This window comes from Phycisphaeraceae bacterium (assembly GCA_015709595.1).
Taxonomy (GTDB): Bacteria; Planctomycetota; Phycisphaerae; order Phycisphaerales; family SM1A02; genus CAADGA01.
In genome coordinates this window covers 683,668-698,415 of the sequence record CP054178.1, presented here as the reverse complement: position 1 = coordinate 698,415, position 14,748 = coordinate 683,668, and the positions used below count along the sequence as shown (strand labels likewise).

12 protein-coding genes and 1 tRNA gene are annotated in these 14,748 nt (G+C 67.2%); 5 read left to right on the top strand and 8 right to left on the bottom strand.

Features of this window, described 5'->3' with window-relative positions; genetic code table 11:
- Window positions 1-661: 661 nt before the first annotated feature.
- Both HRU76_03015 and HRU76_03010 read left to right on the top strand, forming a co-directional pair.
- Window positions 662-1,087, top strand: a complete 426-nt coding sequence (locus HRU76_03015) for a hypothetical protein (GenBank protein ID QOJ16622.1) — start codon at window positions 662-664, stop codon at window positions 1,085-1,087.
- Between the two features lie 464 nt (window positions 1,088-1,551).
- Entirely contained in the window at window positions 1,552-2,415 is an 864-nt protein-coding gene (locus HRU76_03010) for a hypothetical protein (protein QOJ16621.1), read from the top strand.
- 123 nt (window positions 2,416-2,538) lie between these two features.
- On the opposite strand, the gene HRU76_03005 is transcribed toward HRU76_03010, so the two are convergent.
- From HRU76_03005 to HRU76_02980, 6 genes are all read right to left on the bottom strand, one after another.
- Window positions 2,539-3,798, bottom strand: coding sequence for a pyridoxal phosphate-dependent aminotransferase (locus HRU76_03005; protein ID QOJ16620.1), 1,260 nt, complete (start codon window positions 3,796-3,798; stop codon window positions 2,539-2,541).
- A 125-nt stretch (window positions 3,799-3,923) separates the two neighbouring features.
- Window positions 3,924-3,994, bottom strand: a tRNA-Gln gene (locus HRU76_03000).
- 21 nt (window positions 3,995-4,015) lie between these two features.
- Window positions 4,016-4,750, bottom strand: a complete 735-nt coding sequence (gene plsY, locus HRU76_02995) for a glycerol-3-phosphate 1-O-acyltransferase PlsY (protein QOJ16619.1) — start codon at window positions 4,748-4,750, stop codon at window positions 4,016-4,018.
- Between the two features lie 125 nt (window positions 4,751-4,875).
- Window positions 4,876-5,325 (bottom strand): 30S ribosomal protein S9, encoded by a 450-nt coding sequence (rpsI, locus tag HRU76_02990; protein ID QOJ16618.1) that lies wholly within the window; start codon window positions 5,323-5,325, stop codon window positions 4,876-4,878.
- A gap of 23 nt (window positions 5,326-5,348) precedes the next feature.
- Complete coding sequence (rplM, locus tag HRU76_02985; GenBank protein ID QOJ16617.1) at window positions 5,349-5,780, bottom strand: 50S ribosomal protein L13; 432 nt, start codon at window positions 5,778-5,780, stop codon at window positions 5,349-5,351.
- A gap of 145 nt (window positions 5,781-5,925) precedes the next feature.
- Window positions 5,926-7,155, bottom strand: coding sequence for an ABC transporter ATP-binding protein (locus tag HRU76_02980; protein QOJ16616.1), 1,230 nt, complete (start codon window positions 7,153-7,155; stop codon window positions 5,926-5,928).
- Between the two features lie 267 nt (window positions 7,156-7,422).
- Between HRU76_02980 and HRU76_02975 the strand changes: the two genes are divergently transcribed.
- Complete coding sequence (locus tag HRU76_02975; GenBank protein ID QOJ16615.1) at window positions 7,423-8,301, top strand: TraR/DksA family transcriptional regulator; 879 nt, start codon at window positions 7,423-7,425, stop codon at window positions 8,299-8,301.
- Between the two features lies 1 nt (window position 8,302).
- Window positions 8,303-9,034 carry a signal peptidase II gene (locus tag HRU76_02970; protein ID QOJ16614.1) on the top strand — a complete coding sequence of 244 codons (732 nt, stop codon included), beginning with the start codon at window positions 8,303-8,305 and terminating at the stop codon, window positions 9,032-9,034.
- 46 nt (window positions 9,035-9,080) lie between these two features.
- On the opposite strand, the gene HRU76_02965 is transcribed toward HRU76_02970, so the two are convergent.
- Both HRU76_02965 and fliM read right to left on the bottom strand, forming a co-directional pair.
- A complete protein-coding gene (locus tag HRU76_02965; protein QOJ16613.1) occupies window positions 9,081-10,505 on the bottom strand; it encodes a DEAD/DEAH box helicase in 1,425 nt (474 codons plus the stop codon).
- A gap of 211 nt (window positions 10,506-10,716) precedes the next feature.
- Window positions 10,717-11,721, bottom strand: coding sequence for a flagellar motor switch protein FliM (gene fliM / locus HRU76_02960; GenBank protein QOJ16612.1), 1,005 nt, complete (start codon window positions 11,719-11,721; stop codon window positions 10,717-10,719).
- Between the two features lie 333 nt (window positions 11,722-12,054).
- Between fliM and HRU76_02955 the strand changes: the two genes are divergently transcribed.
- Window positions 12,055-14,676: a thioredoxin family protein gene (locus HRU76_02955; protein ID QOJ16611.1), complete on the top strand. Its 2,622-nt coding sequence runs from the start codon at window positions 12,055-12,057 to the stop codon at window positions 14,674-14,676.
- Window positions 14,677-14,748: the final 72 nt, after the last annotated feature.

The following is a 14,748-nucleotide window of genomic DNA, read 5'->3' as shown; positions in this document are numbered from 1 at the left end:
TACTGGCATTGGAGCGGATGGGGCGCTCCCACACCAACAGGGGTATTCGACATGACAGGACGAACTGGCTTCTCTCTCTCTCTCTCTCTCTCTGATGATGTCCGCACCGGCGACGATCGCGGTTTTTGCGGATGATCCTTATCCGTATGGTGAGTACGGAAACGAAGATCATCCTGATGGTTACGATGGCTTCCCTGGAGATCACGAGCTCAACCCCAACAGGCCGCATGGCGGACCCGGCGGCGGGGGGTACATCACGGGCAATGGCGGCAAGGGTGGGGACGGCGCGAGCGACACGACCATCGGTGTCGGCAATGGAGGCGATGGCGGTGTGAGTGGTTCATCTGGTGGAACGGGTGGGGCGGGCGGAAATGGCGGAAACGGCACGTCCCTGGACAACGATGCAGGCGATGGTGGGGACGGGGGACCCGGATGGCTGGCGGGAGGGAAGGGGGGTCAAGGCGGCGATGGCTGGGGAGACTGCTCTGAGAACTACCCATTCACGGGCGGCACCGGCGGTGATGGAGGAGATGGTGGTTCCGGGTTCGGCAACTGGGGCGGAACCGCTGGCGGGAATGGCGGCGACGGAGGCCGCGGAGGTGACGGTCGATATCAGGCCGGTGACGGGGGTCGCGGGGGGCACGGCGGCATCACCGCTTCGGTGACGGTTGGTCACGGCGGTAACGGTGGGCGCGGTGGTGACGGTGGGACCGGCTGCTGCCCGGACGGCGTCGGCGGCAGCGGCGGCCGGGGAGGCAATGGTGGGACGCCTGTCTGGGCGACCAACGGCAACGGTGGGAACGGCGGCAATGGCGGCAAAGGTGGCGACGGCAAGAACGGCGGCGACGGCGGGAACGGCGGGAGGGGCGGTGACTCACGCGGGACGGGCACGCCCGGAGCTGGCGGCGCGGGTGGCCAGGCGGGGGCTGCGGTATGTCAGGGCGGGGGCTCCAACGGCAATGCGGGCCAGAACGGCAACAGCGGCTCGTCGCCCGGCACCGGCGGCGGCGTCGATGCCCGCTTCAGCCCGATCTATCGGCTCTACTTCCGCTCCGAACACGAGTGCGAGGTGATGGCATGCGCCTGAGTACGCTGGTACCGATGATTGCTTTCGCATCCTACGCCTGCGCGCCCGTTACGGGCGCGCAGGCGTTGCGGCCGATACAGGAAACTGATCTGTGGTATTATGCCGAGATTGTCCGACTGTCGGAGGATCAAAGGACTCTTGCCAAGGCGTTTCTTGATGACTATCAGGCACGCGTCGAAACCGACTATCGCCCACAGTACAGGATGTGGCTGGCGGCACAGAGTGACTACATGCGCGCCGCCGGGCGACCCGAAGAGCACGAGTTCCGAACGGTCGAGCTTTACAAAGCATCTGCCGCGCTCCATGACAAGGTGTTTGCAGATCTTGACATGCTTGATGCCGGGTTCTTCAGGGATCTTCAATCAATTCTGGCGCCTGACCAGTTTGATCGATTCGCCCGTGTTTACCATGCGCGTCATCGTCAACTCTTTCGGCGGTCTCGCAGCGTGTTGCCGGAAGCCAATGTGGACCTCTTCGCTTTCCTCGACGACGCGAATCTCTCGGATGCGGTTCGAGCGGACGTCAGTGCCCTGTATGAATCGGAGTTTGTGCGTCTGATTCGCGCATCGTACGAAGCAAGATCGCTGGCGGAAGGCGACACGGCTGAGCGTCTGAATCTTCTCGCGCTCCAGAAGCAGCACAAGCCGCAAACCCCGGAGTGGAACGAGATTGCGATGCGACTGCGTCGCATCGAAGAGCGGTCTGGTCGATTCAGCATCCCACCCTCCGACAACCTCGTCCACTTCAACCGTACCTTCCTCGCCGAACTCAAGGAACTGCTCGCTCCCAGGGAGTACGCGGCGATCGAGACGAAGTATCTGCGGGAGGCCTACCCCGAGGTGTATCCCGACCCCGGAACCGCCGAGGCGCTCTACGCCGCGGCCCTGAAACTGGATGACGTGGATGACAACACCAGGGCGGCCATCAAGGGCCTGCGCGACAGTTTCCGGTTCGACCACGACCGGCTCAGCCGTCGGATGTGCGAGTCAATCTTCAAGCGCCGCCGCGCCTCGCTCAAGAACGAGCCGATCATCTCATTGTGGGATGAACTGCTCGAGATCGGCAGGCAGCGCGAGCGGATGAACCAGGATCAACTGGCCCTGCTCCGGGTGCTGCTGACGCCGGAGCAGGTGAAGCAGTTGCCGGGGTGGGACTTCGTCGCCCAGCCGCCTCCACGACCATGGGATCCGAAGTGGAGACCTGATCCGAACGCGATCACGATCCAGCTGCCCCAGCCGGGCGAACCCCCGGTGGTCAAGGTCATCAGGCCGGGGGACGACGCGATGCACACGCCCCGGCCGGGCGAGCCGGAGGCGAATGAACATTGATGCCGCAAGAAAGTGATTCGTTCGAGATTCCGCGCGTGTCATGCCCTCGGGGCACGGGCCTGGATGAACCCGCTTCCTCACGGTCGCGGCTCGCTGAGCAATCGCGCCGCGATCGGCTCGATCTCAGCGGAACGACTTCACCATTTCCGCCAGCCGGTCCAGCCCCGCGACCAGGTTGTCCTTCGGCGGGCCGAACGAGTAACGCACGAACGACTTGAGCGGCGACTCGCCCTCGCGGGCCCGATGCGGGTTCACATCGAAGTAGTCGCCCGGCACGCTCATCACCCGGTGGCGGATGCCGTGCCGCATGAAGCCCTCGCCCGTGCTGATCGGCTTGGGCAGGCCGCTCACGTCGCCCCAGACATAGAACGTACTCTCGGGCTTCGCCGGGAAGGTCACGCCCATCGCCGTGAGGCGATCGACGGTGATCCGCTGCTTCTCGGCGAACACCGTGCGCAGTGCGTTCGTCTCCTGATCCGCCCGTGACGGCTCGAGCACGGCGATGGCGGCCCGCTGGATGGGGCGCGACGGCCCGCCATCGAGGAAGCTGCCCGCCGCCGTCAGGTTGTGGATCACGTTCTTCGGCGCCACCACCCAGCCCACGCGCCAGCCGGGGTAGCGGTAGCATTTGGTCAGTCCGTCCACGATGATGACGGGGTCTTCGTTCACGTCCTCCACGAAGGCCGCGGTGCTGACGGGACCGCTTCCCGGGACGCCGTCCTTGAAGATGAAGTGCGAGTAGAACTCGTCCATGAGCAGGGCGATGTCGTTGCGCCGCGCCAGATCGACCCAGGCGTTCAACTCCTCGCCGTGGATCGCCACACCGGTGGGGTTGCAGGGGTTGCTGATGAGGAGCGCGCCAAGGTCATGGTCGACGACGAGGCGCTCCAGGTCCGGCGGCGCGATGCGGAAGCCGTCCTCCGGCTTGAGCTCGATGCGGAAGGGGTCGATCCGCGTGAAGGTGGTCATCAGGTCTTCGTAGGCCGTGTAGTCGGGCGTGAAGTAGCCCAGCCGGTTGTTGTCCAGTGTGGCCCCGATGCGGGAGAGCGCCAGCCGACCGCCCGAGGCGATGGCCACGTTCTCCGCCGTGTACTGCGACTTCATGCCCTTGCGATACAGCCGGTTGTAGTGGGCGGCGACCGCCTCGCGCAGTTCGGGCACGCCTTCCACCGGGCCGTAGGCGTGGTCGCCCAGTTCGATCTTCAGCGTGTCGAATCGCGGCGGAGCGCCGGCCATCACACCAACCTCTGGCTGACCCTGGCCCAGGTTCGACCAGTTGGGGTCGCCCATGCGCCAGCCGGCCTTCATGGCCTCGTTGTTCACGCGGATGACGCCCATGAAGGGCAGGTCACGAAAGACGCGGCGGCCGGTCTGGGTGGGCATGATGGAGCTCGATGAAGGGCGGGTGGAGGCGGGTCGGGAAGTGGGGCTGACAGCCGGGAACCAGGAGCCAACAGCCGAGGGCGACAGCCCACCGATACGAAAACGCCGCCCGAGAGGCGGCGAAACTGGGGATCAAGGATTCGAACCTTGACTAACTGGTTCAGAGCCAGTCGTGCTACCGTTACACCAATCCCCAAGGTGCTGGTCGAAGGCGATTTTACCCGCGATTCCCGGCGCTTCCACCGGCCTGGGCGAGCCGCCTCCCGATCTTCGGCTCCGTCCCATCGCGCAGGCGCTCGATGTTCCCCCGGTGTTTCCACACCACCAGTACGGCGAGCAGAATCGTCACCAGGATCAACGGCCACGCCCGAGTGATTCCCTCGCTTCTCCCCGACATCAGCCACGCCGACAACGCCGTCAGGAGCGGCAGCAGGCAGGCGGCGGTCATGCTGGCGAGACTGACATAACGGCTCGCCATCACCGTCGCCACCCAGACCGCCAGCGCGCCCAGCGCGGGGTAGGTGAGCAGGGGCCACATGCCCAGCATGGCCCCGAAGCCGGTGGCCACGCCCTTTCCGCCCTTGAAGCCGAGGAAGACCGAGTACATGTGTCCCGCGATGGCGGCCGCCGCGACCAGGAGCCACAGTCCCATTTCGCCTGCGGTGATGGCTGACTCTCCCACGAGCGCGCCGTCGCCAGTCATCGTCACCAGCGGCCGCCCCAGCATGCCCAGCATGGCACCCGCGATCGCAACCGGCGCCGCCCCCTTGACCACGTCAAGTGCGAAGCACGTCAGCCCCAGCGGACGTCCGAGCACGCGCGTGACGTTGGTGGCCCCGACGTTCTTCGAGCCATGCTGGCGGATGTCGATGCCCTTCATCCGGCCGATCAGGTAGCCGAAGGGGATGGAGCCCACGACATACGCCGCCGCCGCGATGAACCAGGGGAGCATGGCGGGATTGTAGTGGTCGCCGCGGGAGACGAGTGGAGGTGGCGCGTCCATGAACGCGGTTCACACAGCAAACCGCCGCCCGATTGGGCGGCGGCGGAACGAGCCGTGTCGTTGTCGCTGGCGGTTCAGCGTTTGGAGAACTGGAAGCGGCCGCGGGCGCCCTTCTGGCCGGCCTTCTTGCGCTCAACCTCGCGCGAGTCGCGGGTCAGGAAGCCGTTGTCGCGGAGGATCGACTCCAGCGACTGGTCGTATCGCTTCAGCGCCCGGCCCAGCCCCAGCACGATGGCGCCGGCCTGTCCGGTGAATCCGCCGCCATGCACCTGGGCCTGCACGTCCACCTTGCCGTGCGTGCCGGTCTTCTCCAGCACCGCGAGGATGTTCTTGCGATCACGATCCTCGGTGAAGAACTTGTCGAGTTCGCGTTCGTTGATCTGGATCGCGCCCGCCCCGGGCTTGATGCGCACGCGGGCGACGGCGGTCTTGCGGCGTCCGGTGCCGCGGAACCAGCCCTGACGATCCGGGCCGGACTTGATACGAGGCGCGAGGGCGGCGACGGTGGCGGTCGAGTCACTCATGACGGTGCTTCACACGCGGGCGGTCAGTTCGAGGCGATCAACTGCTGCGGCTGATGGGGGTGCTGCGGACCGGCGTAGACCTTCAGCCGACCCATGATCTTCTTGCCCAGCCGCCCCTTGGGCACCATGCGGCGCACGGCGTCCTCGATGAGGCGCTGGGGGTGCTTGGCCTGCACCTGACGGAACGTCTCCACCTTCAGGCCGCCGGGGTAGTTGCTGTATCGCGTCTTGACGCGCTGATCGAGCTTCTTGCCCGTCATCACGACCTTCTCGGCGTTGGTGACGACCACCATGTCGCCCGTGAGAACGTGGGGCGTGTACTCCGGACGGTGCTTGCCCATGAGCACGGTGGCGATACGGGTGGCGAGCCGGCCCAGCACCTGCCCATCGGCATCGAAATGCCGCCACTGGGGCGTGACGTCTCCGGGCTTGGCCAACGTAGTCTGACGAGGCATTGCTCCACCTCGGTGGATTCGGGAAACTGCGATGAAAAACACGTCCCACACCCCCGCAGGGGCGCACCGCGAACAATAGGCCCGCGCGGGGGGATGTCAAGATCGGGTAACGCCTCGTCGGATTCATCCCGGCCGCCCCAGGGCTTCAATCGGGCAGAATCACCACGTCGCGCGGATCAACCCACACCCACTGTGAGGGCGGGGCGACCGACCAGTCGGATGGGGCCGGCGCTTCAGCGGGGTTCAGTTCAAGCACGCGCAGCGGCGTGCCGTCCGCCAGTTCCACCGTGTGCTGAGCCGTTTCGCCAAGGAAGACCGTCCGGCGACGAGTGACGGGCAGGGCGTTGAGCGGATCTTGGACTGCGGACTGGGGACGAGCGACTGAGCCCATCTGAGTCGTGGTGGGCTGCGTGTCGGCGTCCGACACGGGCTTCTGAACAATCGAGCCAACCTTCGAGCCAATGCTGGCGACTGATTGCTGACGGCTGACGGCTGACGGCTCCCCGCCCCCCAGCAACCGCAGCGCCTCCGGACGGATCGACAGCGTCACGTTCCCGCCTCGTGGGGTGGACTCATCGAACGCGGTGGAGACCAGACGCCCGGCGGGCGTGTCGAGCAGCAGCCGCCCGCCATCCGTGCCCGCGACCACCGCGTGCAGGAAGTTCGTCTCGCCCAGGAAGTCCGCCACGAATCGCGACCGAGGCCGCGCGTACAGTGATCGCGGCGGACCCACCTGCACCACGCGCCCGGCGCGCATCACGGCCACGGTGTCGGCCATCGACAGGGCTTCCTTCTGGTCGTGCGTCACATAGATGGTGGTGATCCCCGTCTCATCCACCAGGCGCCGGATCTGTTCGCGCATCTCCAGCCGCAGCTTGGCGTCGAGGTTGGAGAGCGGCTCATCCAGCAGCAGCACATCCGGGCGGATGACCAGCGCCCGGGCCAGCGCGATCCGCTGCTGCTGCCCGCCGGAGAGCTGGCCGGGTCTGCGGCGGGCGTAGTCCTGCATCTGCACCAGGCGCAGGGCTTCCTGCACGCGCTGCTCACGCTCGCTGGCGGGTACGCGACGAACGTTCAGCCCGTACGCCACGTTTTCCGCCACGGTCATGTGCGGCCAGAGGGCGTAGTTCTGAAACACCATGCCCGCATTCCGTCGGTTGGGGGGCAGACGGGTGACGTCGCGTTCGCCGAAGCGGATGCTTCCCGCGGTCGGCTCGATGAACCCGGCGATGAGGCGCAGCAGCGTGGTCTTGCCGCACCCCGACGGCCCGAGCAGAAAGAACAACTCGCGCGACCGGATCAGCAGATCGACATCCTCCACCGCGACGGCGGAACCGTAGTGTTTTCGCAGTCCCTGCAGGGTGATGGCCGTCATGCGAGAGAGGGTAGGTGTCCGAGGACGGGCATGTCCCGACCAGGGCGCGAGCAGGGGATGATCACATCACCGATCGACTCGCGGGGGTGCGGACGTTGACGAACGGTGCTCCACACCCTACGATTGGCGTCCGGCGCGGAGCGCTGTTATTGCGCAAGTGCTTATCTGGCAAGCACTTCCATTCGATTTCCGGGAGCCGAACCCGTGGCAAAGAAGCAATCCCGATCGAAATCCGCCCGCTCCTCGACCTCGAAGTCCAAATCGAGCGTGAAGCGATCCGCCCCGACCAAGTCGCCCAGGAAGGGCAAGGCGGCCTCCGCCAAGGCGAAACAGGCCGGTGGTGGGTCAAAGAAGAAACCCGCCAAGCCCGTCGCCGCAACCAAGCCGCCGAAAACTGTCGGCAAGAAGGCGGCGCCTGGCAAGGCGGCTCCTCCGGCGCCGACCAAGGAGCGATCGAAACCGACGCCGCAAGCCAGCGCCAAGGCGCCCGCCAGGGAAATGGCGACGGGCAAGCCGTCCAAGGTCCGAATGACCAGGGCCGAGAAGGCCAAGGCCGCCGCCGCGGTGGCCGAGGCGGTGGCCTCGGGCGTGGCGCCGTCGCTGGCTGCTGCGGGGGCCCCGGACAAGGACGGGTACGTGATGCTCAACGGGCGCCGGGTGCGCGTGATCGTGCCCAAGCCGGGCGAGAAGAAGAAGCCATCGAAGGAGGAGGCCGCCGCCGCGGCGCAGGCCGCCGCCGAGAAGGAGATCGAGGACGCCAAGCCCATTCGCACGCACCTGAACAAGCAGGAGCTGGAGCATTATCGACAGATGCTGCTGACGCTGCGTGCCCAGAAGATGGGTGACCTGAGCGCCAAGGAGGACCAGGCGCTCCGCTCCGAAGGCGGCAATCTCTCGCACATGCCCATCCACATGGCGGACGTGGGCAGCGACGCCTACGACCAGGACTTCATGCTCTCCCTCGCCGAGAGCGACCGCAAGCTCATCCGCGAGATCGACGAGGCCCTGCAGCGCATCGAGAACAAGACGTACGGCGTCTGTCTGCTGACGCGCAAGCCGATTCCCAAGGCGCGCCTCAACGCCAAGCCGTGGGCCAAGTACACCATCGAGGCGGTGCGGCTCATCGAGAGCGGCCAGGCGGTGTGACGTGACCACCTCGCCGGACACACCGACGCCCGCTCCCCGTCGAGCGTTTCATTCGCCCGCGGCCTGGGCCACCCTGCTGCTTGTCTTCGGCGTCGGGTTGACCGCCGACCTCTGGACCAAGGCGTGGTCGTTCCGCACCATTGCGGGCGTCCCGGTGACGTGGGATCGCGAGTATCTGCTGGCGCATCCCGAATGGAACCCCATTCCGCGACATGAGCCGAAGACGGCGGTCCCCGGGCGACTGCTGAACTTCCGCCTGGTCATCAATCGCGGCGCGGTGTTCGGCATCGGCCAGCAGAAGCGCGGCTTCTTCATCGCGTTCACGGGCGTCGCCATCGCCGTGGGAATGCTGCTCTTCGCCCGGTGGACGCTGGATCGCCACCGTCTGGCCCATGTGGCGCTGGGGCTGATTCTGGCGGGCGGCGTGGGCAATCTCTACGACCGGTGGCAGCACGGCGCGGTGCGCGACTTCCTGCACATGCTGCCGGATCGTCACCTGCCGTTCGGCTGGTCCTGGCCGGGTGGGGCGGATGAGCTCTTCCCCTGGGTGTTCAACGTGGCGGACGTGCTCCTCCTCGTGGGCATGGGGCTGATGATGCTGCACATCAACCGATCCGACGCCAGGCGCCGGCGCGAGCAGGCGGTCGAGCCACGCGAGGCGCCCGGCGCGTCCGACCAACGTGATGACCAGTCATCACGCGACGACGCGGGCCGATCCGCCAGGGCGGAGTGAGCCGGCGCATTCGCACCGCGGTCAGTTCAGGTTCGTCGTCATCGCGTCACCGCCAGCCGCGACGGGGCCCTCCGCGTCCGTTGCGATGGAGTGAGCGCCCAGGGCCGGACGCGGGCGCCTCCGACCGGGCGGCGTCATGCGACCGCGCCGCGCCGCCGTTCGTGCTGCTCGACCGAGGAGCGGCGCGGTGACCCGCCCGACCCGATCCCTCGGGCCGGTTGCCCCCGCGATGGGGTGGACCACTGCGGCGTCCGCCTCCGCGGTGATCGTGGCGGGGACGCTCGCTCGGAGCGCGGCGTTCACCCGCGTGGAAGGTCATCTCGGCCTCGTCGTAGACGGGATGATCGTTCCGCACCACGATCGTGCGTCGAATGAGACGCTCGATCGACACCAGGTCCGACCGCTCGGCGTGGTCGCAGAACGACACCGCCACGCCCGACGCTCCGGCTCGTGCGGTGCGCCCGATGCGGTGAACGTAGGTTTCCGGTTCGTGTGGCACATCGAAGTTGATGACGTGCGTCACGCCGTCCACGTCGATCCCGCGCGAGGCGATGTCGGTGGCCACCAGCACGGGCGGCGACTGGCTCTTGAATCGCTCCAGCGCGCGGGTGCGGGCGTTCTGGCTCTTGTTGCCGTGAATCGCCTCGGCGGGGATGCCGCAGCGAACCAGTTCGCGCACGACCTTGTCTGCCCCGTGCTTGGTGCGGGTGAAGACGATGGTGCGCCCGGCGTCGCCCCGTTGCAGCAGGTGCTTGAGGAGCGCGGGCTTGCGCTTGTGCGGCACGTGGTAGACCGACTGCTCGATCGTCTCGACGGGAGTGGCGACCGGCGTGACCTGCACCGAGGCGGGGTCGCGCAGAATCGCCTCCGCCAGGGCGCGGATCTCCCGCGGCATGGTGGCGCTGAACAGCAGCGTCTGGCGCTGGCGGGGGAGGCGCCCGACGACCTTGCGGATGTCGTGAATGAACCCCATGTCGAACATGCGGTCGGCCTCGTCGAGGACGAGCGCTTCGACGGTCCGCAGGTCCACGTGTCCCTGTCCCATCAGGTCGAGCAGCCGGCCCGGCGTGGCGACAAGGATCTCCACGCCGCGCTGCAGCGCCTTGACCTGGTGGTGCTGGTTGACGCCGCCGAAGATCACCGCCACGCGGTGCCTCAGGTGTCGCCCGTAGGCACGGAAACTCTCGGCGATCTGCGAGGCCAGTTCGCGCGTGGGGGCGAGCACCAGCACGCGCGGCGCACCGGGCGAGGCGCCCGCGCCGGAACGGCGCGGCGCCGCCGTCAGTCGGTGCAGGATGGGCAGCGCGAACGCCGCCGTCTTGCCCGTGCCCGTCTGGGCGCAGCCGAACAGGTCGCGTCCGGCCAGCACCAGGGGAATGGCCTGCGCCTGGATGGGAGTGGGCGAGGAGTAGCCGTCGGCGGCGACAGCCCGCAGGATGGGCTCCGAGAGCCCGAGATCAGCGAATGTCATGGAGAACGCTTTCACATCCGGAGTATTCGGGCTTCCGGAGGCCCTGACCGGCATGTGCTCAGACGCGGACGCGTCGTTCAAGCCATCGGTGCATGGTTCGGATCCGATGGCGAACAAACGTCCACGGAATCGAATCAGATACTAGGATCGGTCGGATCGAAGGTCCAGCACATTGAATTGCCCGCGAATGACGCGACGAGGAGCGGGGGAGTCACACCCGGTCGCCCGGCTCGATGGGGCGCACGATCTGCGCGGCCCGCTTGCCCTTGACCTGACCCAGACGGGCGAGGTACTTGGGGCGTCCTTCCACGGACACCACGATGGGCTCCTCGGCGGGCTTTTCGGTGAGAATGAGGTCGCCCGGCTCAAGCCGCTCCAGGTCCGACAGGGTGATGGTCGTCTCCGCCAGCGTGGCGGTCAGTTCCAGTCCGGCGTCGGTCAGGTGCGAGGCGATGGCCCGCTCCCAGGTCGGCTGGTTTCTGGCCCGCGCCGCGTTGAACCACGACTGGGCCGACAACTGCTGCATCACCGGCTCGATCACGTTGAAGGGGATGCACAGCGACATCGTGCCCGCGCGCTTGGCCATGCGGATCTCGAACCGCACCACCACCACCACCTCGTTGGGCGGCACGATCAGCACCAACTGGGGGTTCGATTCGATCTCGCCCAGCGCGAAGTCGGTCCTGTGGATGTCCGACCACGCCTCGGTGAGCGCCGCGACGGCACGCACCAGGATCTGTCGGATCAGGCGGCTCTCGATCACCGTCATCGGGCGCGGCGGGATGAACAGCTCCGCGCTGGTTCCTCCCATGAGCCGATCGAGGATCGGGTAGATGATGAGCGGGCTGATCTCCAGGCACATCATGCCCTCGAGCGCCTTGACGTTGACCACCGCGAAACTGGTGGGGTTGGGCAGGGCGTCGATGAACTCGAAGTACGTCATCTGCTCCACCTGCGCCACGTTCACTTCGACGATCGTGCGCAGGTAGCCGGACATGGCCGCCCCGAACGAGCGGGCGAACGTGTCATGCAGGGTCATCAGCGCGCGAATCTGGTCCTTGCTGATGCGCTCGGGCCGCTTGAAGTCGTAGGTCCGGATCTCCACATCTTCGAGCGAACGTCGATGACGCGAGAAGATCTGCTGTCCGGATGACCCGTCATCGACCGCGCCCGATTCCACCGCGCTGAGCAGCGTCTCAAGGTCAGCTTGGGGCATGGTGTCGGGCATGACTGTGCCAGGTGCTGCGTGTTGGGTGCTGGGCGCGGGAATCCAACTTCCCGATGCCCCACGGCTGACGTCGTCTCCCTCCACCGCCTCACCCTCATCGGATCGCCGATCGGCCGCCCTTGAAACGCGGGTTCGCCGACGGCATCGGAATACCCGTCGTCCGTGCGGCGTTGAACCCACATCACGGGGCGTCAGTCGTCCCACGATCCGCCTGTTCGAATTGTCAGGCCATGCCGTCCGGCTGCTCATCCGGTTCGGAGGGGTCGTCCCCCGCTTCATATACTTTGCGTCACCGCCGGTTTCGGCCCCGAGAACACCACCATGCCCATGTTTGTGCGACGACTGTTGCTGACGCTTTCCACCCTTGTCGCCGTCGCGCTGCCGGGGATGTTCGCGGCGGCCCAGGAGGCGCCGGACGGCTCGCATCGGGCGATTGTCACGCACGCATGGAGCCCCGCCCAGGCCACGCCGGGCATGACCGTTCATCTGGGCGTGGTGTTCGACATCGAGCCGCACTGGCACATTCAGGCGGGCGTCGGATCGGGAGATGAACGTCCCGGGGCGATACCCACGTCCATCAGGATCACCGGCCCGTCGGGGTGGTCGATCGGCAAGACCCTCTGGCCCGAGGCGGTTCAGTTCACGCTTGGTGAGGGGGAGTTCGCCCAGACCCTGGCCGGGTACGAGGGCATGATCGCGGCCCTGACGCCCATCACCGTTCCCGCGGCGGCGTCGCCGGGCGAGTACTCCTTTGACCTGACCGTCGAATACCAGGCGTGCGATGACTCGACCTGCGACTTTCCCACCACGCGCGCGATTCGCGCCACGCTGGAAGTGCTGCCCCCCGGCTCCGACGTGCCGGGCGTGGACGTGGTCGTGCTCTCCGGGCTGTTCGAGCGGACGCTGGCGCGGCATCGCGCCCCGCCGCCCTCCGCACCCCCGACGGTCACGTTCGCGCCGGGTGAGCGCGTGAAGGCCGACGTGGCGTGGCACGAGCCATCGATCGCGCCAGGCGGCCAGGCGACGCTGGGCGTCATCCTTCACATGGCCCCCACTTGGCACATTCAGGCCGGGGCGGGATCGGGCGATGAATCCGGCGGTTTCATCGCCACCTCCATCGCGCTCACGCTCCCTGATGGCTTCACAGCCGGCGACATCCGCTGGCCGAAGTCGCACACGTTTCTCGCGGGCGAGGGCGAGTTCGTTCAGGAGGTCAAGGGATACGAGGGCACGATCCTCGTCGCCATTCCCGTGCGCGCCCCGGCGGGAGCGAGTCCGGGTGAGTATCCCTTCACCGCGAGCATCACGTATCAGGCCTGCGACCCGCTGGTCTGCGACATGCCCAAGGAAGCCGTGGTGCGGGGAACGCTGGTGGTCGCCGCGGAACCCGCGGGCGAACCCGGATCACATCTGGAGCCGTGGAAGCGCGACTTGTTCGCGGCGATCCCGCGCCACGGCTCACCCGCGCCGCCATCAGCCGGCGGTACGAACGCGACGGATGACGGCACGGGACCAATCGCACCCCCCGCGCTCACCGGACATGACACGCCCGGCGCCGCGCCGACACAGGGTGGCGGCACGACTCCGCCCGCGACGACCCCTCGCCCCACCTTCTTCGGCTATGAACTGCCGGACACCTCCGGTGCGCTGGGCACCGTGCTGCTGCTGCTCTTCTCCGTGCTGGGCGGATTCATCCTCAACCTCACGCCCTGCGTGCTACCCGTCATTCCCATCAAGATTCTCACGATCAGCCAGCACGCGGGCTCGCCGGGGAAGAGTCTTGTCCTCGGGCTGTGGATGGCCCTCGGCGTGGTGGCCTTCTGGGTGGCCATCGGTGTGCCCGCGGCGTTCTTCACGACGCTGGCCGACCCCTCCCGTCTGTTCGGCATCTGGTGGCTCACGCTGGGCATCGGGGCGCTCATCGGCATCATGGGGCTGGGCATCATGGGGCTGTTCATGATTCAACTACCCCAGTCGGTCTACGCCATCAACCCCAAGGCGGATTCCCCCGGCGGTTCATTCATGTTCGGCGTCATGACCGCGGTGCTGGGTCTGCCGTGCTTCGGCTTCGTGGCCGGCGCGCTGCTGGCGGGCTCGGCGACGCTGCCGCCCGCGACGATCATCCTGATCTTCACATCGCTGGGCATCGGCATGGCGGCTCCGTACCTGGTGCTTTCCGCCAGGCCGGGGCTGGTGAACAAGATCCCCCGCACCGGCCCCGCCAGCGAACTGGTCAAGCAGGTGATGGGGCTTCTGCTGATCGCCGCCGCGGCGTACTTCATCGGCGCGGGGCTGATCGCGCTGGTCAGCGAGAAGCCCTACATGGCCCGGCAGCTCCACTGGTGGGCGGTGGCGGTGTTCGTCTCCATCGCCGGGCTGTGGCTGGTCGTGCGGACGTTCCAGATCTCGAAGAAGCCGCTTCCGCGACTCTCGTTTCTGCTGGTGGGCGTGCTGCTGGGGGCCGCCGCCACGCTGTACGCCTTGGACTCGACGGCCAAGGCCCGCTTCAACTGGCTGGCGATGGAGGAGGCCAGGGCCGACTCCGGCGGCGCCTACGCAACGGGCGTATGGAACGAGTTCACACCCGCCGCCTTTCAGGCGGCGCGAGAGGCGGGTCACGTGGTGGTGCTCGACTTCACCGCCGAGTGGTGCATCAACTGCAAGATTCTCAAGGCCTCGGTGCTCAACCGCGACCCCGTGCGCACCGCGCTGGGGAGCAAGGACGTGGTCAGCTTCACCGTGGACCTGACCAGCACCGAGGCCCCCGGCTGGCGAATGCTGCGCGACCTGGGCCGCACGGGCATCCCCCTGCTGGTCATCTACACGCCGGGCGTGGATGAGCCGTGGCAGGCCAACGCCTACACGCCCCAGCAGGTGATGGAGGCACTCGACGCGGCGCGGGCCACGCGCCTGGCCGCCACGACGTCAGGGCAGTCGCGGTGAGGATCGAAGAGGCACGGGCTACGCCTCTCCTGGCCGCAACTGGGACGAGAACATGAAGAACCGATGCGAGCG